Source organism: Bosea vestrisii (assembly GCF_030144325.1).
In the GTDB taxonomy this organism is placed as follows: domain Bacteria; phylum Pseudomonadota; class Alphaproteobacteria; order Rhizobiales; family Beijerinckiaceae; genus Allobosea; species Allobosea vestrisii_A.
Genome location: NZ_CP126307.1, coordinates 5792714 through 5814874 on the forward strand (window position 1 = coordinate 5792714; position 22161 = coordinate 5814874).

The following is a 22161-nucleotide window of genomic DNA, read 5'->3' on the forward strand; positions in this document are numbered from 1 at the left end:
CTCAACCTCGGCCGGTCGTCACGCTGCAGCCGAATTCGGCTGCGGAGGCGGAAAACCACGCCCAGAAGCTGCCGGCCATGCTGCGCGCCACCATGATCTCGAACGCCGCTCCATCAGGGCCGTCCCGCGTCCGCCAGAGCTGCGCGCCGATATGGGAGATGCTGGTCAAGGCGGCGCTGCCTGCCGGAAAGGCGGCCGGGTGCAGGTCGATCATGCAGCCCTTGGCGAGGGCGTCGCGGATCCTTGCGCCCGACAATCGCAGCACGGCACGGCCGTCGCTCTGATCGGCGACGGCGGCGAACCCGGAAAGCGCCTGCAGGTCATCGGCGAAGCGGCCGCGGTCCTCGCCGACCAGCAGCCATTGGCCGGGCCCGGACCAGATCAGTGCATGGGTGGCCGAGCATAGCGCGACCGGGCTCGAAGGCAGATCGAGACCGAAACGCGCCATGACGGCCTGCGCCAGCGCAGCCTCGCCGCCATCGGCGATGATGATGCTGGCGATGCCGAGGCCGTCCCGCGCCGCTGCGGTGACGCCGGCAAGCCCAGCCGTGCCAAACTGGCCGTTGGGCAGGATGCCGTTCCACGCTCCGCGCGGCGTCCAGCTCGTGGGGAACGCAAGCTCAGACATGGAGGCGAAGCTCTTCCGGATCGACGAAGACGGGCGAGCAGATTTCGATCTCGACGTCGCCGTTGCGCACCGGATCGACGGCGCGGATGCGCTCGCCGATGCGTTGCGGCCCGTTCCTGAGCAGGCCGAGCCCGATCCAGTGCTTCAGGCTCGGCGAATAGGCGACGGAGGTCATGTAGCCCTCGTCATTGTCCATCGTCGCCGGCTTGCCGACCCCGATGAAATGCGCGCCGGCGCGCAGGCGCTGGCCCGCATCGACCGCCCTGAAGCCGACGAAAGAAGGCCGCTCGGCCTCGACCAGCGCCTCGCGCCCGGCCATGACGCGACCGATGAAGTCCTTTTTCGTCGACATCATCTTGCCGAGGCCGAGATCGCGCGCCGTGGTCTGGCCGCTCAGTTCATTACCGGCGACATGGCCCTTCTCGACGCGCATCACGCCGAGCGCCTCGGTGCCATAGGGCGTGACGCCATGTGGCTCGCCGGCCAGCATCAGTGCCCGCATCATCGCCTCGCCATAGTCGGCGGGGACGGCGAGCTCATAGGCGAGCTCGCCCGAAAACGAGATCCGGAACAGCCGCGCCGGGATGCCGCCGCCGACCGTCACGATGCGGGCCGCGAGATAGGGGAAGGCCTCGTTCGAAATGTCGTGCTCTGCGTCGATCACGCCGCGCAGCACATCGCGCGCCTTCGGCCCCGCGATGGCGGCCTGCGCCCATTGCTCGGAGACCGAGACGATGGCGACATCCAGCGTTGGCCACAGCACCTGATGACAGAATTCGAGATGCTGCATCACCTTGGCCGCATTGGCCGTGGTCGTGGTCATCAGGAAATGCGTCTCGCCAAGCCGCGAGGTCGTGCCGTCATCCATGACGAAGCCGTCCTCGCGCAGCATCAGCCCATAACGCGCCTTGCCGACCGGCAACGCCTTCCAGCCATTGATGTAGACGCGCTCGAGGAATTCGGCGGCGTCCGCACCCTGGATGTCGATCTTGCCGAGCGTCGAGACGTCGCAGAGCCCGACGCCGTTGCGAACGCTGAGAACCTCGCGATTGACGGTGGTCAGCCAGTCGCTTTCGCCGGGCTTCGGGTAATACTGCGCCCGCATCCAGGCGCCGCTTTCGACGAAGACGGCGCCTTGCTCCTGCGACCAGCGATGTGTCGGCGCCAGCCTGGTCGGCCGGAAGTCGCGGCCGCGATGGTGGCCGCCGAGCGCGCCGATCGCGACCGGGGTATAGGGCGGGCGGAAGATCGTCGTGCCGGTCTCGGGGATCGTCTTCCCGGTCTGCTCGGCCATGATGGCGAGCCCGCTGAGATTGGAGGTCTTGCCCTGGTCGGTCGCCATGCCGAGCGTGGTGTAGCGCTTGAGATGCTCGACCGGGCGAAAGCCCTCGCGCGCAGCAAGCTCGACATCGGCATCGGTGACGTCGTTCTGGAAATCGACAAAGGCTTTTCCCCTGCCGCTCTCGACGCGCCAGACGGGGGCGAGGGCGACGCTCTCGGGGTCGGTCTTGGGCGGCTGCATCTCGGGCCCGGCCGTCAAGCCGCAATCGGCGGCAGCTTCGGCGCCCAATCTCGCTCCATCCGCCAGCGCCTGCGCCAGTGACAGACGCCCGGCCGCGCTGCCGGCGACGCTCAGGCCTGCCGGCATCATGCCCGGCACGAAGGCATGGATGCCGTCATTCCAGACCGGCCTCGTGTTCTGGTGCGAGGTCAGGTGCAGGGTGGGGTTCCAGCCATTCGAGACCGCGAGCAGATCGCAGGCGATGCTGTGCTCGCTTCCGGATGCGTCGCGGATCACGACCTGCTTCAAAGCCCGGCCGCCGGCAGCGCTGCTGACGACGCCGCCTGCGAAAACCCGCGCACCGATCTTGCTCGCCAAGGCGGTCAGGCCCGGATCGAGCTGCGGGCGTGGATCGACGATCGCTGCGACCCTTGCCCCGGCCGCGGCGAGATCGCGGGCCGTCGCCCAGCCATCGTCGCCGCTCGTGAAGACGACGGCCTCGCGGCCGGGCAGCACGCCGTAGCGGTTGAGATAGGTCCGCACCGCGCCGGCCAGCATCACGCCGGGTGTATCGTTGCCGGCAAAGACGATCGGCCGCTCGATCGCGCCTGCCGCCAGCACGGCGCGCCTGGCGATGATCCGCCAGGAGCGTTGGCGCGGCTGATGCGGCGGCGGAACGGGCAAATGGTCCGACACCCGCTCGACCGCGCCATAGACGCCATGGTCGTAGACGCCGAAGACGGTCGTGCGCGGCATGATCGTCACATCCGGCAGGCTTGCGAGTTCGGCCAGCGCGTCCGCGATCCATTCCGGCGCGGCGCGGGCGTCGATCTCGCGCTTCTCGCCGAGCAGCCTGCCGCCGAACCGGAAATCCTCGTCGCAGAGAATGACGCGCGCTCCGGCCCGCCCCGCAGCCAGCGCGGCCGCCAAGCCCGCCGGCCCGCCGCCGATCACCAGCACGTCGCAGAAGGCGAAGGCTTTCTCGTAATGGTCGGGGTCTTCCGTGGTCGCGGCGCGTCCGGAGTCCGGCGGCGCGGCGGATCAGCGGCTCGTAGACCTTTTCCCAGAAGCTCGCCGGCCACATGAAGGTCTTGTAGTAGAAGCCCGCGCTCAGCGCCGGTCCGAGCAGGGAGTTGACCGCGAGGATGTCGAAGGCGAGCGAAGGCCAGCGGTTCTGGCTCGCCGCCTCCAGCCCGTGGTAAAGCTCTGCAGTGGTCGCGCGTGTGTTCGGCTCTCTCCGCGCGCCGGCCCTGAGTTCGACCAGCGCGTTCGGCTCCTCCGGCCCGGCCGAGAGGATGCCGCGCGGCCGGTGATATTTGAACGAGCGGCCGACCAGCCTGACGCCATTGGCGAGCAGCGCCGAGGCCAGCGTGTCGCCGGAAAAGCCCTGATAGCTCCTGCCGTCGAAGCGGAGGGCCAGGGGCTGGCTGCGGTCGATGATACCGCCAGCGGCGAGGCGGAAGGGCTGCGGAGAGGCGCTCATTCCGCGGTCGCCTTGGCTTGAGCCCGGGACTTGGCCGGTTCGACAGCCTCGATCGCATGGCTGCGCGTATCGCGCGTCACCACCAGCCAGGCATGGCAGCCGGCGCCGTGGTACCAGAGTTCGCTATGCCGGCCGGCCGGATTGTCGCGCTGGTAGACATAGTCGAACATCGCGGCCTCGGTCGCGGTGAGGGTTTCGGGGCGCTTGGGCCCGGCGTCGCCGAGATAGGTGAATTCCTGGACGTCGCGGGCGCCGCAATAGGGGCAGGGGATGCGCATGGGAATGTCCTGAAGCCTGATCAATGCAGGTTGGGCTGGGCGCCGACGCCCTTTTCGTCGATCAGCCGGCCTGTCGCGAAACGGTCGAGCCGGAATGCGGTCGCAACCGGGTGCGGTTCGTCGCGCGCGATCAGATGGGCGAAGCAGAAGCCCGAGGCCGGCGTCGCCTTGAAGCCGCCATAGCACCAGCCGGCGTTGAGATAGAGGCCCTCGACCGGCGTGCGGTCGATGATCGGCGAGCCGTCCATCGACATGTCCATGATCCCGCCCCAGTGCCGCAGCACGCGCAGGCGGCCGAGCCCCGGCCAGAGCGCCATGGCGGATTCCATCACGTCCTCGATCACCGGCAGGTTGCCGCGCTGGGCGTAGGAATTGTAGCCATCGATGTCGCCGCCGAAGACGAGCCCGCCCTTGTCAGACTGGCTGATGTAGAAATGGCCCATGCCATAGGTCACGACGGTGTCGATCAGCGGCTTGACGCCCTCCGAGACGAAGGCCTGCAGCACATGACTCTCGATCGGTAGCCGCATCCCGGCCATGGCCGCGAGCCGCGAGGAGTTTCCGGCGACCGCGAGCCCGATTTTCTTCGCCCGGATCGGCCCGCGCGAGGTCTCGACGCCGGTGACCCGGCCGTTCTCGATATTGAGCCCCGTGACCTCGCAGTTCTGGACGATGTCGACGCCGCGCTGGTCGGCGGCCCGCGCATAGCCCCAGGCGACGGCGTCGTGGCGGACCGAGCCGCCGCGCTTCTGCAGCAGTCCGCCCTGGATCGGGAAGCGGCCGGTCTCAAAGTTGAGATAGGGCGTCATCGCCCGGACCTGCTCGCGGTCGAGCAGGTCCGCATCGACGCCTGCGAGCCGCATGGCGTTGCCGCGCCTGGCGAAGGCGTCGCGCTGCGCGTCCGAATGGAACAGGTTCAGCACGCCGCGCTGGCTGACCATGGCGTTGTAATTGATCTCCTGCTCCAGCCCCTCCCAGAGCTTCAGCGAGTGCTCGTAGAACGGCGTGTTGCCGGGCAGCAGGTAATTCGAGCGGATGATCGTCGTATTGCGCCCGACATTGCCGGAGCCGATATAGCCCTTCTCGATCACGGCGACATTGCTGACGCCATGCTGGCTGGCGAGATAATGCGCCGTCGCAAGCCCGTGCCCGCCACCACCAATGATCAGCACGTCGTATTCGGGCTTGGGCGCGGCGTCGCGCCAGGCCGGCGTCCAGCCGCGATGGCCGGCCAGCGTCTGCCGGGCGAGTGAGAAGATCGAATAGCGCATCGGCGGTCCGGGCGTTTGCCGGCCACGCATGATCGCGCCGGGCTTGCGGTTGCGAGAGTGACCGACATAGGTTCGCCGACATGACTGTCAGCGACGCCCGATTGACCTATGGCGACAGCCAGGCGCCGACCCATATCGGCTTCCTGCTGATCCCGGACTTCGCGCTGCTCGGCTATGCCTCGGCGATCGAGCCCCTGCGCGCCGCCAACCGGCTCTCGGGCCGTGACCTCTATCGCTGGAGCCATGTCTCCATCGACGGGCTGCCCGCACCGGCCTCGAACGGGGTCAGCATCAGGGCCGATCACGGCGTCGGCGACGATGTCCGCTTCGATTATCTGTTCGTCTGCGCCGGTGGCAATCCGGCCGCCTTCCAGCACCCGCAGAGCTTTGCCTGGCTGCGGCAGCTGGCGCGGCGCGGCGTCAGGCTCGGCGGCGTCTCCGGCGGCTCCTACATCCTGGCGCGAGCGAATGTGCTCGGCGGTTATCGCTTCACCATTCATTGGGAGCATGCCGCCGCCTTTCTCGAAGACTATCCCAATCTCGATCTGCGCCGCTCGCTCTACGCGATCGACCGTGACCGGCTGACCTCCAGTGGCGGCACCGCCCCGCTCGACATGATGCATGCCGTCATCGCCCGCGAGCATGGCAGCGAACTGGCGCTCAGCGTCAGCGAATGGTTCCTGCAGACCCATGTGCGCGAAGGCGAGGGGCCGCAGCGCATGCCGCTGCGCGAGCGGCTCGGCATCAGCCACGCGCCGCTGCTGCGCGTAGTCGGGCGGATGGAGCAGAGCCTGGAAAACCCGATCGCGCGCGCCGAACTCGCGCGCACGGCCGGCGTGTCGCTGCGGCAGCTTGAACGCCTGTTCCGGCTGCATCTCGGCCGCTCCCTCGGCGAGTATTATCTCGGCTTGCGGCTCGACCGGGCGCGCGACCTGCTGCGCCAGACCAGCCTGTCGGTGCTCGAGATCGCGCTCGCCAGCGGCTTCGGCAGCGCCAGCCACTTCTCGCGCGCCTACCGGAGCCGCTTCAGCCATCCGCCACGCGCCGAGCGCCTGCCGGCCAAAGCGGCGGTTTGGCGCTGAGTGTCAAGAAAACGTCGCTTGGCGACAAAACATTGCGAGGCGACATCGGACTCTACGAGCCAATAACAACGGGGATCCACCGCCATGAAACGCATTGTCGCCATTGCGCTTGCTTGCGCCGCCACACTCGCCGCCTTGCCGGCGCTCGCCCAGGATTCGCTCGCCAAGATCAAGGAAAAGGGCGTCCTCACCGTCGGCGTCAAGAACGACTACAAGCCCTGGGGTTTCCTGGAGCCGTCGGGCAAGATCGTCGGGCTCGAGATCGACCTTGCCCAGGCGGTCGCCGACAAGATCGGCGTCAAGCTGGAGATGCTGCCGGTCATCGCCGCCAACCGCATGGAATTCCTCAAGCAGGGCCGGATCGACATGGTGCTGGCGACGATGGGCGACACCGCCGAGCGCCGCAAGATAGTCGGCATGGTCGAGCCGAACTACTATGCCGGCGCGACCAATGTGTTGGCTCCCAAGAGCGCCGGCCTGAAGACATGGGCCGACCTCAAGGGCCGCAAGGTCTGCGCCGTGCAGGGCGCTTATTACAACCGCCGCGTCACGCAGATGTACGCGCCCGAACTGGTCGTCTTCCCCTCGGTGCCGGACGCTTTGAACGCGCTGCAGGGCAATAACTGCGTCGCCTTCCTGTTCGACGATACGCTGATCGTCTCGACGCTCTCGGGCGGCGACGCCAAATGGGCCGGCTACGAGATGCCGCTGGTCTCCGAGGATCCGCAGCTCTGGGCCATCGGCATCCGGCTCGAGGACATGGACGGCCCCTTCGGCAAGCTCGTCAAGGAGATGTCGACCGACTGGCACAAGAGCGGCAAGCTGCTCGAGCTCGAGACCAAATGGGGCATCAAGCAGAGCCCCTATCTGATCGAGACCAACAAGAAGCTGAAGGGCGGCGCGTAGCCTCGGGGCGTCATTCTCGGGCTTGCCTCGAGAATCTCATGACCAGAACGCTCTGGTTTCCGAGATGGTCGGGTCAAGCCCGACCATGACGCACCAAGCTCACCCGAGATGTCGGACATGATCGCCGCCTTCTTCGAGCGCCTGAACGAAACGCACGGGCTGAATTTCTCGGTCTTCTACGACGCCTTCGACCGCGCGCGTTTCATCACCGGGCTCTGGACCACGAGCTATATCTGCGTGATCGCGATCGCAGCTTCGCTGGCGCTCGGCCTGCTCGGCGTCTGGATCGCCGGCGGCCAGTCGCGTATCGGGCGTCTGATCGTGCGCGGTTACGTCCAGTTCTTCCGCAACACGCCGCCTTTGGTGCAGCTGTCGTTCTTCTACTTCGCCGTGGCCGCCCTGCTGCCGACGGTCAGCGACGGCTTCGGCGGCCGCTCGCCGCTGGTCTCGGGCACGGGTTGGGCGATCATCGCGTTTTCGCTGTTCGCCGGCGCCTTCAATGTCGAGATCTTCCGCGCCGGCATCGAGGCGGTGCCCTCGACCACGGTCGAGGCGGCGGAATCCCTCGGATATACGCGGCTGCAGCTCTACATCCATGTCGTGCTGCCGCTCGCCTTCCGGATCTGCCTGCCGGCGCTGAACAACAACCTGATCAATCTGGTAAAGACGACGACGCTGGCCTACGCCATCGGCGTGCCGGAACTGCACTATGCCGCCTCGCAAATCTGGTCGGAGAGCTTCAACGTCCGCGAGATGATGAACGTCCTGCTGGTGACCTATGTGCTGCTGGTGGCGATCCTGGTGTTCGTGATGGGCCGCTGGGAGCGCGCCATGCGCATCCCGGGGTATACGACATGAAGACGGCTGGGACCGATCTGGCGGTGTTGCTGCCCTACCGCGCGCCGACGCCGATCGCGCCGTCGGGCATGGCCGCTCCGGTTCTCCTCAGCGGTGCGGCCCTGACCGTCTTCGCCATCCTGTTCTGCGCCTCGCTGGCCTTGGCCCAGGTCACGGCGCGGCCTGCCGGCGAAAGCGCAACGACGGTGCTGCTGCGCTGGGCGCCTCTGATCTTCCAGGGTTTTCTGTTCAACATCCTGATCAGCTTCCTTGCCATGGCTCTTGGCACGCTGGTCGGCTTGCTCATTGGCGTTGCGCAGGTCTCGATCGTCGCGCCGATCCGCAAGACGGCCTGGGGCCTGACGCAGTTCTTCCGCAACGCGCCCTGGCTGGTGCTGCTGTTCTACGCGATGTTCCTGCTGCCCTTCGAGTTCAGGGTTTTCGGCCTGACCATCGCCTTTCCGGCCTGGGTCAAGGCGGTCATCGGGCTCGCCTTGCCAGTCGCGGCCAATGTCTCGGAGATCGTGCGCGGCGGCATCAAATCGATTCCGTCAGGCCAGTGGGAATCGGCCGAGGCGCTCGCCTTCACCCGCGGCCAGACGATGCGGATGATCATCCTGCCGCAGGCCTTCAAGCGGATGATCCCGCCCTGGATGAACCTCTACGCGATCCTGACCATGGCGACGACGCTGATCTCGATCGTCGGCATCCAGGACGGCCTGACCATCACCCGCGCGGCGCTGGTCGCCGAAAGCCGGCCCGAGCTGATGATCCCGTTGTATCTGCTGCTGCTGCTGATGTTCTTCGCCTATTGCTACCCGATCGCGCGCGCCACGCTGGCGCTCGAACGCCGCTTCAACGTGAAGGCCTGAGACGAGATGGCGAGCCGGCACCAACTGGGCGAGCCCGTCGTCGTGGTCGAGGGGGTCGAGAAATCCTTCGGCGCGCTGACCGTGCTGAAGGATGTCGGCCTCACCGTCAGGCGCGGCGAGACCGTCTGCATCATCGGTCCGTCGGGCTCCGGCAAATCGACGCTGCTGCGCTGCATCAACGCGCTGGTGCCGATCAGCAAGGGTTCGATCACGGTAGCGGGCCGACAGGTCAACGATCCCGATCTCGACAAGCTCGCCTTGCGCCGCGATGTCGGCATCGTCTTCCAGCAATACAACCTGTTCCCGCACAAGAGCGCCCTGCAGAACGTTATGATGGCGCCGATCCACGTCCTCAAGGAGGACAAGGCGGTGGTCGAGGAGCGGGCGCGAAAGCTGCTCGCCAAGGTCGGCCTCTCCGACAAGCTCGCGACCTATCCGGGCGAGCTCTCCGGCGGCCAGCAGCAGCGCGTCGCCATCGCCCGTTCGCTGGCGATGAACCCCAAGGTGATGCTGTTCGACGAGGTTACGGCGGCTCTCGACCCCGAGACCAAGAAGGAGGTCCTGGTGACGATCCAGGACCTTGCCGCTGAGGGCATGACCTGCATCCTCGTCACCCATGAGATGGGCTTCGCGCGCGAGGTTGCCGACACTGTCTATTTCACCGATGGCGGTCTGATCGTCGAGCACGGACCGCCGGCAGCGCTGTTCGGCAACCCGCGTGAAGCGCGCACCAAGGCCTTTCTCGACAAGGTGCTCTGAGACGCGGTCGCTCCCCGGCGTCATCCCAGGGCGACCTGCAGGGTCGAGCCCGGAAGCCATAGACACAGGATTTGGAAGGAGAAGGGACTCGCGCTCGAGCCTGGTTCGGCTCGACCTGCGGTTCTGGGTTCCGGGCTCGGCCGCTCCGGACCGACGGCGCAGAGGATTGCAGCCGATGTCGTATTCGGGCAAGCGCCTGTCGCAAATCGATCGCCTCCGATCCGGCCTGCACGAAACAATGCAGGCCTCTTTCCGGTAGCGAATGCTGGTTCGGCGACGTCCGGACGGCCAAGGGCCTCAGGCATGAAATCCCATTATCAGGCGGTCATCATCGGCGGCGGCGTGGTCGGCGCGAGCGTGCTGTACCATCTCACCAAGAAGGGCTGGCGCGACATCGCCCTGCTCGAACGCCTCGAACTCACGGCCGGCTCGACCTGGCATGCGGCGGGCGGCATGCACACGATCAACGGCGACCCAAACGTCGCCAAGCTGCAGCAATATTCAATCAATCTCTACAAGGAGATCGAGGAGATTTCGGGCCAGTCCGTCGGCCTGCACATGACCGAAGGCATGATGCTGGCTGCGACGAAGCCGCGCTGGGAATGGCTCAAGAGCATCCATTCCAAGGGCCGCTATATGGGCATGCAGACCGAGCTGATCTCGCTCGACGAGGCCGAGCGCCTGCTGCCGCTGATCGACAAGTCGCAATTCGTCGGCGCGATGTATGACCCGATCCAGGGCCATGTCGATCCCAACGGCACGACCTACGCCTTTGCGGGAGCGGCGCGCAAGGCCGGCGCTGAGGTCTATACCCAGACCCGCGTGCTCGACACCAGGCAGCGGTCGGATGGCAGCTGGGACGTGATCACCGACAAGGGCACGATCATCGCCGAGCATGTCGTCAACTGCGGCGGGCTCTGGGCCCGCGAGGTCGGCCGCATGGTCGGGCTCGAACTGCCGATCCTGGCGATGGAGCATCAGTACCTCATCACCGAGGACATGCCCGAGGTCGAGGAGATCAACAGGACCACCGGCAAGATGGTGCTGCACGCGGTCGATTTCGACGGCGAGATCTACATGCGCCAGGAGCGCAAGGGCATGCTGCTAGGCACCTATGAGCGCCATGGCGTGCCGTGGAGCCCCAAGGACACGCCGTGGGATTTCGGGCCGACCCTGCTGCCCGACGCGCTCGAGCGCATGGCCGACAATCTCGAGGTCGGCTTCCGGCATTTCCCGGCCTTCCAGCGCGCCGGCATCAAGAAGGTGATCAACGGCCCCTTCACCTTCGCACCCGACGGCAACCCGCTGGTCGGCCCGATCGCCGGCCTGAGCAATTACTGGGTGGCTTGCGGCGTGATGGCGGGCTTCAGCCAGGGCGGCGGCGTCGGTCTGGCGCTGTCGAACTGGATGGCCGATGGCGATCCGGGCTTCGACGTCTGGGCGATGGATGTGGCGCGCTATGGCGATTGGGCGACGCGCGCCTATACCCGCACCAAGGTCATCGAGAATTACGGCAGGCGCTTCCGCGTCCGCTTCCCCAATGAGGAACTGCCCGCGGGGCGGCCGCTGCGGACCACGCCGATGTATCACAAATGGCGTGAGCTCGGCGCCGTGATGGGTGATAATTGGGGGCTGGAAGCACCGCTTTGGTTCGCGCCGGAAGGCGTCGAGGACGAATTCTCCTTTCACCGCTCGACCGACTTCGCCCATGTCAAGGCGGAGTGCCGGGCGGTGCGCCACGGCGTCGGCATCTCCGAGACCTCGACCTTCGCCAAATACGAGATCAGCGGTCCGGGCGCCGAAGCCTGGCTTGCGCATCTGCTCGCCAACAAGATGCCCAGGACGGGACGTCTGAGCCTCTCGCCGATGCTGAACGAGCGCGGCAAGCTGATCGGCGATTTCACCGTCGCCAAGGCCGCCGACGAACGCTTCTACGTCTTCGGCTCGGGCGCGGCGGAGAAATACCATATGCGCTGGTTCGAGACGCACCTGCCGCAGGATGGCAGCGTCACGCTCAGGACGCTTGGCCTGACGCTCACCGGATTGTCGATTGCCGGTCCGAAAGCGCGCGAGGTGATGGCCAGGCTCACCGATGACGATGTTTCGGCAGCGGCCTTCAAGTTCATGGATTTCCGCCCCAAGATGGAGCTCGGTCCGGTCCAGGCCATGGTCGGGCGGGTCAGTTTCACCGGCGATCTCGGCTTCGAGATCTGGGTTCAGGCCGAGCATCAGGTCGCGCTGTTCGAGGCGCTCTGGGCGGCGGGCGAGGAGTTCGGAATCCGCCCTTTCGGCAGCCGGGCGCTGCTCTCGCTCGCCCGCGAAAAGGGTTTTGGCACCTGGGCGCGCGAGTTCCGGCCGATCTATGGGCCGTTCGAGGCCGGGCTCGGCCGCTTCGTCGACTTGACCAAGAACGACTTCATCGGCCGCGCGGCCGCGGCCATCGAGAAGGCTGACGGACCCGAGCGCCAGCGCGTCAGCTTCGTCGTCGAGGCCGGCGACGCCGACGCGATCGGCGACGAGGCGGTCTGGAAAGACGGCGCGGTCGTCGGCTGGATCACCTCGGGCGGCTACGCCCACCATGCCGACCGCTCCTACGCCACCGGCTACGTGCCGAGCGCCGCGCTCGCCAACGGCGCTGCGCATGCGAAGTGGGAGATCGAGATTCTCGGCGAGCGCCGGCCGGCCGCGCTGCAGATGGAGCCGCTGTTCGATCCGGCAGGGGCGCGAATGCGGGGGTGAGGCGCGCTACAGCGCGATCGTTACGTTCGAGCATGGCCGGGACGAGCAGGCCAGGATGTAGCGTTCCGCCTCCTCCTCCAGCGAAATCCCGCCATTATGCTGCATCGCGACCTCGCCTTCGACGAGGCTCACCCGGCAGGTTCCGCACATTCCCGAGGCGCAGCCGCAGGGAATGACGATGGCTTGGCGCGTCGCGGCCTCCAGCAGCGTCTCGTCAGCGCGAGCCGTGAAACGCTTGTCGCCGAAGCGGATGGCGAAGCCCGCTGCCGGCGCATCCGCCGCAACGGCGATCGGGGCAGGGGCCGCGATCGCGCCGAAATGCTCGACGTGGAAGAGCTCGCGCCGGCCGCCCTCGGCGGCATGGATCAGCCGTGCCTCGTCCATGAAGCCGGCCGGTCCGCAGCAGAACACCTCGCGCCGGCCGAGATCGGGCAGGGCGACGGATACGAGCCGCCGGCTCAGGCGCCCGGTGAAGCCGAACCAGCCCGGCTCCGGCCGGCTTGCCACCATGGCGACGCGCAGATTCGGCATGCGGCGCTGGAGGCCGGCCAGTTCGCCGGGAAACAGCATGTCTGCCGGCGTGCGCGCGCCGTGCAGCCAGGCGATGTCCGACTCTAGCGCGGTATCGGCAAGGTGCCGCAGCATCGCCATCAGCGGGCTCGCGCCCGAGCCGGCCGAGACCAGCGCCAACCTTTCGGTTTGCCGGCTCGCGATGGTGAAGCGCCCGCGCGGGCTGCCGCCTTCGATGCTGTCTCCGACCTTCAGCGTCTCATGCAGCCAGCGCGTCGCGCGACCCGGCGCATGCGCCTTGATGGTCATCGCGATGGTATCGCCGCGCCCCGGCGCGGAGGCGAGCGAGAACGTCCTGAACAGCGTCTCGCCGTCGAGCGTCAGCCTCAGCGTCATCGACTGGCCGGCCTCATAGGCTGGCACGCCGCCTTCCGGCCGGAAGACGAAGGTCTTGACGTCGTGCGTCTCCGGGCGAACCTCGACCAGCGTCAGCCTCAGGAAGCCGGCATCCTCGCCGGCGCTCATTCCGCCGCGACCCTCAGCGGCGCGGGCGCGCCGGCGAAGGCCTCCATCTGGCGGGCATACCAGTTGGTGAAATGCGTCAGCATGAACTCCGACGGCGCATAGGGGCCGGGCCGGTAGGCCATCGAGCGGATGCCGCGCTGGTTGACCGAGGCGAGATCCGAATCCTGCTCGTTGGTGGCGATCCAGACCTCGGTCAGGCGATTGACGTCGTAATCGACGCCTTCGACCGCGTCCTCATGCACCAGCCAGGTCGTGCGCAGCGAGGTGCGCCCGGCCGAGAGCGGCAGCACCCGGAAATGAATGATGTTGTCGGCGAGGAAATGGTTCCAGTTGTTGGGCGCGCGGAACATCCGGACCGAGCCGAGGTCGGGGTCGGTGAAATCGCCGAGCAGCTTGGTGCAGGCCGGCCCACCATCCATGGTGAAGGACAGGGCGCCCTCATGGAAGGGCAGGCGAATGCAGCGGAACTCGTCGCCGCCATCGGCCGGGGCATGGGGCAGGCCGAGCGCGTCCCATTTTGCAGTCTTGCGGGCGATCAATTCCTGGAACTGCGCCGGCCCGAGCGGATCGTCGGGCAGCGCGAACTCGACCAGCGACGCCAGCAATTCGGGATGGTTGGCGGCGCAGTGATAGCATTCGCGGTTGTTCTCGATGATCAGCTTCCAGTTGGCCTCCTCGATCAGCGTCATCTCGAAGGCGACCTTGGTCCGGTCGGGCTGATGCGGCGCGATGAAGGGCGTGATCGCCTGCCTGAAGCGGGAGAGGTCCGGCGGCGTCTCGGCCAGGCAGAGATAGATCATGCCGCAGATCACCTCGACATGGGCGGGCTTCAGGCCGTAGTCGCTGCGATCGAAATCGGCTGGCATCTGACGCGCGTTGAGCAGCGAGCCGTCGAGCTCATAGACCCATTGGTGATAGGGACAGACCAGCCGCGTGGCGCGGCCCTTCTCCTTGCCGCAGATGCGCGAGCCGCGATGCCGGCACGAGTTGTGGAAGGCGCGGACCTGCCCGTCCCGGTCGCGCAGGATCACGACCGGGTTGGAGCCGACCTCCAGCGTCAGGTAGTCGCCGGGCTTCTTGATCTCGCAGGCGTTGCAGGCGAACAGCCATTCCGTCTCGAACACCGCCCTGACGTCGGCCTCGTGCATCGCCTCGTCGAGATAGAAGCCCTGCGGCAGGCTGAAGCCTTCGCGGCGCTGAGCGAGCAGGCGGGCGATGTGGTCGCGGTCGATCATGGGCTGGGCTCGCATTGTCTAGCACCGCGATCATCGGCCGGATCGACCCCTGATGGCCGAAAATTTGCGACCTTGCGGGCAAGCTTTGCGACAGGGATCGTCGTTTTCATTGCAGGAATGTCGGAAATCCGATCTTCTGTACCGGCGTCTGCGACGATGTTGTTCCAGCCCCCGCGCATCATCCCGGACGCAGAAAAGCCAATCCGGGAGCCATCGTAGAGCGCAGCGCCCTCCGATGAGGCCCGGCTCAAGCCCGGAATGACGCTGGGGCTGTTCACACGGTCGCATCGACACGAGAGAGCAGAATGGCCAGAGACCAACCCGCCGGCACCCGCATCGTCACCTTCCTGCTGGTCGATGGGCTCTCGATGATGAGCCTCGCCTCGGCGATCGAGCCGCTGCGCTCGCTAAACCGGTTGCTCGACCGCGAGGCCTGGCGCTGGCGGCTCGCCAGCCTCGACGGCGGCGTGATCGCGGCCTCGAACGGCATTCCACTGCCGACCGAGACGGCCGAAAGCGCGCTCGGCGGCTCGGACTACCTTTTCGTCTGCGGCGGCCTGCGCATCCAGTCGCTGGACGAGCGGCGCTATCTCGCCATTCTGCGCAAGGCTGCGCGCGCCGGCGTCGCGGTCGGCTCGCTCTCGACCGGCACCTGGTTGCTGGCCCGCGCCGGCCTGCTCGACGGCTATCGCTGCACCATTCACTGGGAGAACCGCCCGGCCTTCCAGGAGGAGTTTCCCGAGCTTGTCTGCACCGACAAGATCTACGAGATCGACCGCGACCGGCTGACTTGCTCGGGCGGCACCGCGGCGATGGATCTGATGCTGCATCTGATCGTCGAGCGGCATGGCGCCGACTTCGCCCGCCGCGTCGCCAACCAGTTCCACCATGACCGCATCCGCGACGAGCGTGACAACCAGAGCGGCGGCCGACTGGAGCGGCTCGCCAATCTGCCGCCGCCGGTGCGCGCCGCGATCCGGCTGATGCAGCGCCACACCGAGGATACCATCTCGATCGCCCAGATCGCCGAGAGCATCCAGATGAGCGCGCGCCAGATAGAGCGCCTGTTCCTGCGCCATTTCGAGGTCAGCCCGGCGCGCTACTATCTCAGCCTGCGCATCGACCGAGCCCGCGAATTGCTACTTTATTCCGACCGGCCGATCCTCGAGGTCGCGGTTGCCACCGGCTTCACCTCGACTTCGCACTTCTCGCACTGGTTCAAGCGGCTGCACGGGGCGCGGCCGAGCCAGCTGAGGGGGAGGGTACTGGGGGAGGGGGAGGCGTCTTCGAGCCTTGGGCCGCCCGCACCCTCGCCGTCATCCCGGGCAGGCGAAGCGCAGACCCGCGATCCTTCATAGCCCGCAGCGCCTTACGATGGATTCCGGCTTTGCACTGCTGGGTAGCTTGTCCGGGATGACGGCGCGGTGATTTGACGAGCGCCGAGGCTGATCGAACGGACTGGATGTCGCGTCGCATCCGCGACATTCCATGTCGGTTCCCCGGCCCAAGGCTGGAACCGTTCTGATCGACACTTGAGCCCAGACAAGACGGATAACCGTCGAAAGGGGACACAGTGGAGACGCTCGCCTTCATCATGGCGAATCTTCCGGTGATCGGGCAGCGCATGCTCGAGCACGTCTCCCTCGTCGGCGTCTCGGTCGGCGTCGCGATCCTGACCGGCGTGCCGATCGGCATCATGATCACCCAGAGCCGCGTCGCCGCCGACCGCGTGCTCTATGTCGCCTCGGTGATCATCACCATCCCCTCGATCGCGCTGTTTGGCATCCTGATCCCGATCCTGTCGCTGATCGGCCAGGGCATCGGCTACCTCCCGGCCGTGATCGCGCTGATCCTCTACGCGCAACTGCCGATCATCCGGAACACCTACACTGCGATCATGAATGTCGATCCGGCGCTGCGCGAGGCGGCGCGCGGCATGGGCATGACGACGCTGGAGCGCCTTCGACGGGTCGAACTGCCGCTCGCCTTGCCGGTGATCATCAACGGCGTCCGCAGCGCCGTCGTGCTCAACATCGCGATCGGCGCGATCGCCACCTACATCGGTGCCGGCGGGCTCGGCACCTTCATCTCGCGCGGCATCTCGCAGACCGACATTCGCCAGCTGCTGACCGGGGCGCTCTCCGTCAGCCTGCTCGCGATCATCGCCGACTACACGCTGCTGGCGGCGCAACGTCTGATGACGTCCCCGGGATTGAGGCTCAGATGATCCGTCTCGATCAGGTCTCAAAACATTTCGGCGCCATGGTCGCGGTCGATCGCGTCGACATGGAGGTGCCGGAAGGCGCCGTCTGCGTCCTGCTCGGCCCCTCGGGCTGCGGCAAGACCACAACGATGAAGATGATCAACCGGCTGATCCCGCTGACCTCGGGCAAAATCTTCGTCGATGGCAAGGACACCACCGCGGTCGACGAAGTCACGCTGCGCCGCTCGATCGGCTATGTCATCCAGCAGATCGGCCTGTTCCCGAACATGACGGTCGAGGACAATATCTGCGTGGTGCCGGACCTGCTCGGCTGGCCGGCGACCAAATCGCGCAAGCGGGCGGCCGAACTGCTCGACATGGTCAACCTCGACCCGTCGGTCTTCCTCAAGCGCTATCCCAAAGAGCTCTCCGGCGGCCAGCAGCAGCGCGTCGGCGTGGTGCGCGCGCTCGCGGCCGACCCGCCGGTGCTGCTGATGGACGAGCCCTTCGGCGCGATCGACCCGATCAACCGCGAGGTCATCCAGGACGAGTTCATGAAGCTCCAGGCGGAGCTCAAGAAGACCATCGTCTTCGTCAGCCACGACATTGACGAGGCGGTCAAGATGGCCACGCGCATCGCGATCTTCCGTGACGGCAAGCTGATCCAGTACGACACGCCGGACAACATCCTGGCCCATCCGATCGACGCCTTCGTCTCGGAGTTCGTCGGCTCGGACCGGACGCTGAAGCGGCTGCGCCTGATCAAGGTCACGGATGCGATGATGAGCGACCCGCCGCGGGTGCGCGCCGAGGACACGCTCGATACCGCGGCGAAGCTGATGGACGAGCACGGCCATTGCTCGATCGTCATGGTCGGCCCGCGCGGCCGGGCGCGCGGCGTCATCCGGATCGAGGTGGCGCGCGATCTGAAGGGCCCGGTTGGCGAGCATCAGGAGCCCTTGCCCGGCATCGTCAACATCAAGGACGATCTGCGCTCTGCGGTCTCGCAGATGTTCACCCATGGTGTGACCTGGCTTGCCTGCGTCGACGATGACGGCTTCTACAAGGGCTACATCACCCAGAAGAGCATCACCCAGGTGCTCGGCGCCACCTACAGGGACCGCTGACATGGCGGTGACGGGCCTCCAGAGCGCGTTTCGCCTGCTGTTGATCGCAGGCGTCTTCGCGTTCGGGGCCTATCTGCAGTCCACCGGCCTGCTGCCGGCGATCCTCCAGCATCGCGGCGACGTGCTCTATCTGATCCGCCAGCATCTGGCGTTGGCGGCGATGTCGGGTGCGATCGCGATCGTGGTCGGAATTCCGCTCGGCATCGTGCTGACCCGGCCGCGCTTCGAGATGTTCGCCGATGCGGTGACCCAGGTCGTCAATCTCGGCACCACGATCCCGACACTGGCGCTGCTGGCGATCTCGATGTCTGTGCTGGGCATCGGCGCGCCGCCGGTGATCTTCGCGCTCTTCGTGCTGACGCTGCTGCCGATCGTGCTCAACACCATCGCCGGCCTGCGCTCGGTGCCGCAGCCGCTGATCGAGGTGGCCCGCGGCATGGGCATGACGCCGCACCAGATCCTGTTCCGGGTCGAACTGCCCAACGCCGTCTTCGTCATCCTCGCCGGCGTCCGCACCGCGCTGGCGATCAATATCGGCACCGTGCCGCTCGCCTTCCTGATCGGCGGCGGCGGCCTCGGCGAACTCATCTTCACCGGCATCGACCTGATGGAGCCGAGCATGCTGCTGGCGGGCGCGATCCCGACCGCGCTGCTCGCCGTGCTCGTCGATTTCCTGATCGGCCAGATCCAGTTCTGGCTGGTCCCGAAAGGCGTCAACCCGCTGCGGTGAGCGGCGGGACTCTCAACTCAGCAACAAGGGGAACAACCATGCTGAAACGCACCTTTCTCGCTCTCGCCGGCGCCGCTCTGGCTCTCTCGGCCGCGCCGCTTGCGGCCCAGGCCCAGAACGTCGTGGTCGGCGGCAAGAACTTCACCGAGCAGCAGATCATGGCCGAGATGACGACCCAGCTGCTCAAGGCCAAGGGCTTCACCGTCGACAAGCGCGCCGGTCTCGGCACCGCGCCTTTGCGCCAGGCGCAGGAGGCCGGCCAGGTCGACGTCTATTGGGAATACACCGGCACCTCGCTGATCACCTTCAACAAGGTCAGCGACAAGCTCGATTCCGCCGCGACCTATGCCAAGGTCAAGGAACTCGATGCCGCCAAGGGGCTGGTCTGGCTCAACCCGTCCAAGGCCAACAACACCTATGCTCTGGCGATGCGCAAGGCCGACGCCGACGCCAAGGGCATCAAGTCGCTCTCCGATCTCGCCGGCAAGGTCAAGGGCGGCCAGGCCCTGAAATTCGGCTGCAACGCCGAGTTCTATGCGCGTCCGGACGGGCTCGCGCCGCTGCAGAAGACCTATGATTTCGAGTTCGGTCGCGAAAGCACCGTGCGCATGGACACCGGCCTGGTCTATCAGGCGCTGCGCGATGCCCAAGTCGATGTCGGGCTCGTCTTCGCCACCGACGGGCGCGTGCCTGCCTTCAACTTCGTCATCCTGACCGACGACAAGGGCTATTTCCCGACCTATGCGATGACGCCGGTCATCCGCAAGGAAGTGCTCGACAAGAACCCCAAGCTCGGCGAGGCGCTGAACGCGCTCTCGGCCAAGCTCGACGACGCCACCATGGCCAAGCTCAACGCCACGGTCGATGTCGACAAGAAGACCGTCGAGGAGGTCGCGACCAGCTTCCTCAAGGCGCAGGCGCTGATCTGAGGCATGGCAGCGGAAGCCTCGCGCTTCCGCCGCCCGATCTGGAGTGCCGATGTCCAGCCTCAAGGTCGCCGCGGCGCAGATCGCCTGCCGCCCCGGCGATATAAGCGCCAACCTCGCGATCCATCGCGCCATGATCGAGCGGGCGCGCGTCGCCGGCGTGGACCTGCTCGTCTTCCCCGAACTCTCGCTGACGGATTACCTGTCGCGCCCCGACCTCGTCACGCTGGGCATGAGCGCAGATGCGCCGGAACTGGCGCAGCTGGCCGCGATGGCCGGACCGATGACGGTCTCGGTAGGCTTCATCGAGCGCGCTGCCGATGGCCGTCATTTCAACGCGCAGGCCCTGCTCGCGAACGGCGCGATCAAGATACATCGCAAGCTCAACCTGCCGGGCTATGGCCGCCTGCGCGAGGACGCGGTCTATGCCAGGGGCGAGGCGCTGGCACTCGCCCAGCTGGCCAACCGCTGGGCTGCCGCGACGCTGATCTGCGCTGACAGCTGGAACCCGGCGCTGCCTTGGCTCGCGGCGCTGTCCGGCGCGAATCTGCTGATCCTGCCCGTCGCCTCGTCGAAAGACGCGGTTGGCGGGAGCTTCGATAACGCCCGCGGCTGGGAGATCAATCTCGCCCACACCGCTATGACCTATGGCCTGCCGACGATCTTCGCCAATCATTGCGGCAGGCGCGGCGGCTTCGACTTCTGGGGCGGCTCGCGCATTCTCGATGCGACCGGGCTGGAAGTCGCCCGCGCCGGCGACGAGCCTGAGCTGATCGTCGCCACGCTCGACCCCGCCGATGGGCTGGCGGCGCGCGCGCGCCTGCCGACGAGCCGCGACAGCGATCCCGATCTCGTCCGCCGCCTCCTCGGCGCTCATCTCGACGCTCCGCCGGAGTCCTGAATCATGTCGTCGCTCGGCTTCATCCACGATCTGCGGGTTGCCGATCTGCCGGCGGACGTCGCCTGTCAGGCTCAGCGCTGTTTGCTCGACCTCGTCGGCGTCGCGGCGGCAGGGCGGGAGACGGAGTTGTCGCGCATCGTCCATGATTTCGCGGTGCGCCAGATGGGCGCAAGCGAGGGCGGCTCGCGGCTGATTTTCGATGGCCGGCGCGCCAGCGCGGCAGGCGCTGCCTTCGCCGGCGCCTCGACGATCGATTCCTTCGACGCCCATCGCCTTGCTGCAGGACCTGAAGGAGTGGCTTGGCCTCTCCGTCATTCTGATCAGCCACGACATCTCGACGATCGCCGCATCGGCCGAGGATACGATCGTGATGCTACGCGGCGCGGTCGTCGAAGCCGGCCTGACCATCGAGATCCTGAACCGCCCACAGCACGCCTATTCCAGGCTCCTGATCGGCTCGGTGCCGCAGCTCAGGACCGGCTGGCTCGAGGAGGCGGTCGCGAAAGAGCCAGCATCGCGCTGCAACCCGACGCTGCCGCGGCGGCCTACACCAAGCGACCAATGCGGTCTGAGGCTGATCCCCAGACGATGTAAAGCAGCTTCAGGGAGTGAGAGGGCTGTAGCACAGAATAGCGCACGCATAGGTCGGGCTGTTTCTGGCCCGTTTCTGACGCTAGTAGCGTACCGCTTCATGGCCGTCTGCGTTTCGATGAAGCCAATGACCCGAGCTCGCCACCATGTCTAATCGATGCAGGGCATCGGGATCGGGACATTCCGGAAAGGCGGAGGAACACTCCGGAAGGCTCACACCGCACCTGATCCTGGCATCGGGCTAGCGTAATGTCAGCTGGATTGTAGCCTGCTCTGTAACGGGAGGCCGGCGAGCGACGGATTGCAGCCGCCGGGAAAATCGAGGCAAGAAGGAGCGTACTGAATCGTTCGAGCTTGTCAGATTGCCGAGCTGGCGGTCTCGCGGGCAACTGGATGTTCTGATGGTTACACGCGTAGAGCTCGTGTCACGGCTGGAGCGGGCGTTCCTCGACCATGGCTACGAGCACCTGACCATGACCGGCCTCGCCAAGGCCGTCGATGTCACGCGGCGGACGCTCTACAATTACTTCAGCAGCAAGGAACAAGCCTTTCGCTTCCTGATCGAGAACGTCAACGCGCAAGCGGTCGAGATCGGGATGGCGGCCGGGCGAGAAGCTCTAGCAGACGGGCAAGACGCCGCGGCGATTCTGGCGACCATTCTCGACACGCGATACGGCAATACACGCCGGCGCCTGGCGACATCGCCCCACGCAATCGAGATCAACGATCAGGCTTTCCGGCGCTGCCGCGACATCATGATCGCGTCGGCGGTCGGGTTTCAGTCGGAGCTCGCGCGCTTTATCGACGAGCTGGAGGGGAGAAGTCTCTTGCGCGTCAAGCCCGATGTCGGCCCCGAGGCCCTGGCGCAATTGCTTGCCGATGGTGCGCGCGGCACCAATCAGAGCCTGCCTCCGATCGATCCGGCCAAGCTTCACCAGCGCTATCACGGCATGGTCCGGGCGCTGCTTCACGGAGCAACGCGGCCCGCGAGCTGACGTGGCGGGCCGATTGGCCGGGACGTTGCGACGAAGACATGGCCGCGGCGCGAAACGCGTCT

Annotated in this window: 19 protein-coding genes and 2 pseudogenes; 15 read left to right on the plus strand and 6 right to left on the minus strand. The window is 66.6% G+C overall.

Annotation, left to right across the window (positions count from 1 at the left end; genetic code table 11):
• Nucleotide 1 precedes the first annotated feature (1 nt).
• The 4 genes and pseudogenes from QO058_RS28630 to QO058_RS28645 form a co-directional block, all read right to left on the minus strand.
• A complete protein-coding gene (locus QO058_RS28630; RefSeq protein WP_284169634.1) occupies nt 2-628 on the minus strand; it encodes a sarcosine oxidase subunit gamma in 627 nt (208 codons plus the stop codon).
• Nucleotides 621-3612, minus strand: a pseudogene (locus tag QO058_RS28635) (sarcosine oxidase subunit alpha family protein). The gene QO058_RS28630 and the pseudogene QO058_RS28635 overlap by 8 nt, the downstream one beginning before the upstream one ends.
• Complete coding sequence (locus tag QO058_RS28640; protein ID WP_284169635.1) at nt 3609-3890, minus strand: sarcosine oxidase subunit delta; 282 nt, start codon at nt 3888-3890, stop codon at nt 3609-3611. The pseudogene QO058_RS28635 and the gene QO058_RS28640 overlap by 4 nt, the downstream one beginning before the upstream one ends.
• A gap of 20 nt (nt 3891-3910) precedes the next feature.
• Nucleotides 3911-5161 (minus strand): sarcosine oxidase subunit beta family protein, encoded by a 1251-nt coding sequence (locus QO058_RS28645; RefSeq protein ID WP_284169636.1) that lies wholly within the window; start codon nt 5159-5161, stop codon nt 3911-3913.
• Between the two features lie 80 nt (nt 5162-5241).
• On the opposite strand from QO058_RS28645, the gene QO058_RS28650 reads away from it, so the two are divergent.
• The 6 genes from QO058_RS28650 (at nt 5242) to QO058_RS28675 (ending at nt 12356) form a co-directional block, all read left to right on the plus strand.
• Nucleotides 5242-6243: a GlxA family transcriptional regulator gene (locus QO058_RS28650; protein WP_284169637.1), complete on the plus strand. Its 1002-nt coding sequence runs from the start codon at nt 5242-5244 to the stop codon at nt 6241-6243.
• An 84-nt stretch (nt 6244-6327) separates the two neighbouring features.
• Complete coding sequence (locus tag QO058_RS28655) at nt 6328-7149, plus strand: transporter substrate-binding domain-containing protein (RefSeq protein WP_284169638.1); 822 nt, start codon at nt 6328-6330, stop codon at nt 7147-7149.
• A gap of 108 nt (nt 7150-7257) precedes the next feature.
• On the plus strand, nt 7258-8007 hold the full coding sequence (locus tag QO058_RS28660; protein ID WP_284169639.1) for an amino acid ABC transporter permease: 750 nt from the start codon (nt 7258-7260) through the stop codon (nt 8005-8007).
• Entirely contained in the window at nt 8004-8858 is an 855-nt protein-coding gene (locus tag QO058_RS28665) for an amino acid ABC transporter permease (protein ID WP_284169640.1), read from the plus strand. Before QO058_RS28660 ends, QO058_RS28665 begins: the two co-directional genes overlap by 4 nt.
• A 6-nt stretch (nt 8859-8864) precedes the next feature.
• Nucleotides 8865-9617 (plus strand): amino acid ABC transporter ATP-binding protein, encoded by a 753-nt coding sequence (locus tag QO058_RS28670; RefSeq protein ID WP_284169641.1) that lies wholly within the window; start codon nt 8865-8867, stop codon nt 9615-9617.
• A gap of 303 nt (nt 9618-9920) precedes the next feature.
• Complete coding sequence (locus QO058_RS28675) at nt 9921-12356, plus strand: GcvT family protein (RefSeq protein WP_284169642.1); 2436 nt, start codon at nt 9921-9923, stop codon at nt 12354-12356.
• A 6-nt stretch (nt 12357-12362) separates the two neighbouring features.
• On the opposite strand, the gene QO058_RS28680 is transcribed toward QO058_RS28675, so the two are convergent.
• On the minus strand, nt 12363-13391 hold the full coding sequence (locus QO058_RS28680) for an FAD-binding oxidoreductase (protein ID WP_284169643.1): 1029 nt from the start codon (nt 13389-13391) through the stop codon (nt 12363-12365).
• Nucleotides 13388-14626: an aromatic ring-hydroxylating oxygenase subunit alpha gene (locus QO058_RS28685; protein ID WP_284169644.1), complete on the minus strand. Its 1239-nt coding sequence runs from the start codon at nt 14624-14626 to the stop codon at nt 13388-13390. The genes QO058_RS28680 and QO058_RS28685 overlap by 4 nt, the downstream gene beginning before the upstream one ends.
• A 305-nt stretch (nt 14627-14931) precedes the next feature.
• On the opposite strand from QO058_RS28685, the gene QO058_RS28690 reads away from it, so the two are divergent.
• The 9 genes and pseudogenes from QO058_RS28690 to QO058_RS28725 all read left to right on the plus strand — a co-directional run bounded on the left by QO058_RS28690 (nt 14932) and on the right by QO058_RS28725 (nt 22099).
• Complete coding sequence (locus QO058_RS28690; RefSeq protein ID WP_284169645.1) at nt 14932-15984, plus strand: GlxA family transcriptional regulator; 1053 nt, start codon at nt 14932-14934, stop codon at nt 15982-15984.
• A gap of 236 nt (nt 15985-16220) precedes the next feature.
• Nucleotides 16221-16853 (plus strand): ABC transporter permease, encoded by a 633-nt coding sequence (locus QO058_RS28695; RefSeq protein WP_284169646.1) that lies wholly within the window; start codon nt 16221-16223, stop codon nt 16851-16853.
• Nucleotides 16850-17956 (plus strand): ABC transporter ATP-binding protein, encoded by a 1107-nt coding sequence (locus QO058_RS28700; protein WP_284169647.1) that lies wholly within the window; start codon nt 16850-16852, stop codon nt 17954-17956. Before QO058_RS28695 ends, QO058_RS28700 begins: the two co-directional genes overlap by 4 nt.
• A 1-nt stretch (nt 17957) precedes the next feature.
• Nucleotides 17958-18686, plus strand: a complete 729-nt coding sequence (locus QO058_RS28705; protein ID WP_284169648.1) for an ABC transporter permease — start codon at nt 17958-17960, stop codon at nt 18684-18686.
• A 38-nt stretch (nt 18687-18724) separates the two neighbouring features.
• Nucleotides 18725-19615, plus strand: coding sequence for a glycine betaine ABC transporter substrate-binding protein (locus tag QO058_RS28710; protein WP_284169649.1), 891 nt, complete (start codon nt 18725-18727; stop codon nt 19613-19615).
• A 49-nt stretch (nt 19616-19664) separates the two neighbouring features.
• On the plus strand, nt 19665-20513 hold the full coding sequence (locus QO058_RS28715) for a nitrilase-related carbon-nitrogen hydrolase (RefSeq protein WP_284169650.1): 849 nt from the start codon (nt 19665-19667) through the stop codon (nt 20511-20513).
• 3 nt (nt 20514-20516) lie between these two features.
• Nucleotides 20517-20768 (plus strand): annotated as a pseudogene (locus tag QO058_RS31555) (MmgE/PrpD family protein); the annotation flags it as partial.
• Nucleotides 20769-20883: 115 nt separating this feature from the next.
• Complete coding sequence (locus tag QO058_RS31560) at nt 20884-21258, plus strand: ABC transporter ATP-binding protein (protein WP_432211996.1); 375 nt, start codon at nt 20884-20886, stop codon at nt 21256-21258.
• Nucleotides 21259-21505: 247 nt separating this feature from the next.
• Entirely contained in the window at nt 21506-22099 is a 594-nt protein-coding gene (locus QO058_RS28725) for a TetR/AcrR family transcriptional regulator (protein WP_284169652.1), read from the plus strand.
• Nucleotides 22100-22161: the final 62 nt, after the last annotated feature.

What these genes read in the sequence shown, in the direction of transcription:
- QO058_RS28660 (WP_284169639.1), top strand. Translation starts at nt 7,258, where the DNA reads ATGTCGGACATGATCGCCGCCTTCTTCGAGCGCCTGAACGAAACGCAC.
- QO058_RS28650 (WP_284169637.1), top strand. Translation starts at nt 5,242, where the DNA reads ATGACTGTCAGCGACGCCCGATTGACCTATGGCGACAGCCAGGCGCCG.
- QO058_RS28705 (WP_284169648.1), top strand. Translation starts at nt 17,958, where the DNA reads ATGGCGGTGACGGGCCTCCAGAGCGCGTTTCGCCTGCTGTTGATCGCA.
- QO058_RS28680 (WP_284169643.1), bottom strand. Translation starts at nt 13,391, where the DNA reads ATGAGCGCCGGCGAGGATGCCGGCTTCCTGAGGCTGACGCTGGTCGAG.
- QO058_RS28710 (WP_284169649.1), top strand. Translation starts at nt 18,725, where the DNA reads ATGCTGAAACGCACCTTTCTCGCTCTCGCCGGCGCCGCTCTGGCTCTC.
- QO058_RS28630 (WP_284169634.1), bottom strand. Translation starts at nt 628, where the DNA reads ATGTCTGAGCTTGCGTTCCCCACGAGCTGGACGCCGCGCGGAGCGTGG.
- QO058_RS28665 (WP_284169640.1), top strand. Translation starts at nt 8,004, where the DNA reads ATGAAGACGGCTGGGACCGATCTGGCGGTGTTGCTGCCCTACCGCGCG.
- QO058_RS28655 (WP_284169638.1), top strand. Translation starts at nt 6,328, where the DNA reads ATGAAACGCATTGTCGCCATTGCGCTTGCTTGCGCCGCCACACTCGCC.
- QO058_RS28685 (WP_284169644.1), bottom strand. Translation starts at nt 14,626, where the DNA reads ATGATCGACCGCGACCACATCGCCCGCCTGCTCGCTCAGCGCCGCGAA.
- QO058_RS28695 (WP_284169646.1), top strand. Translation starts at nt 16,221, where the DNA reads ATGGCGAATCTTCCGGTGATCGGGCAGCGCATGCTCGAGCACGTCTCC.
- QO058_RS28670 (WP_284169641.1), top strand. Translation starts at nt 8,865, where the DNA reads ATGGCGAGCCGGCACCAACTGGGCGAGCCCGTCGTCGTGGTCGAGGGG.
- QO058_RS28725 (WP_284169652.1), top strand. Translation starts at nt 21,506, where the DNA reads ATGGTTACACGCGTAGAGCTCGTGTCACGGCTGGAGCGGGCGTTCCTC.
- QO058_RS28640 (WP_284169635.1), bottom strand. Translation starts at nt 3,890, where the DNA reads ATGCGCATCCCCTGCCCCTATTGCGGCGCCCGCGACGTCCAGGAATTC.
- QO058_RS28700 (WP_284169647.1), top strand. Translation starts at nt 16,850, where the DNA reads ATGATCCGTCTCGATCAGGTCTCAAAACATTTCGGCGCCATGGTCGCG.
- QO058_RS28715 (WP_284169650.1), top strand. Translation starts at nt 19,665, where the DNA reads ATGTCCAGCCTCAAGGTCGCCGCGGCGCAGATCGCCTGCCGCCCCGGC.
- QO058_RS28690 (WP_284169645.1), top strand. Translation starts at nt 14,932, where the DNA reads ATGGCCAGAGACCAACCCGCCGGCACCCGCATCGTCACCTTCCTGCTG.
- QO058_RS28645 (WP_284169636.1), bottom strand. Translation starts at nt 5,161, where the DNA reads ATGCGCTATTCGATCTTCTCACTCGCCCGGCAGACGCTGGCCGGCCAT.
- QO058_RS31560 (WP_432211996.1), top strand. Translation starts at nt 20,884, where the DNA reads ATGCTACGCGGCGCGGTCGTCGAAGCCGGCCTGACCATCGAGATCCTG.
- QO058_RS28675 (WP_284169642.1), top strand. Translation starts at nt 9,921, where the DNA reads ATGAAATCCCATTATCAGGCGGTCATCATCGGCGGCGGCGTGGTCGGC.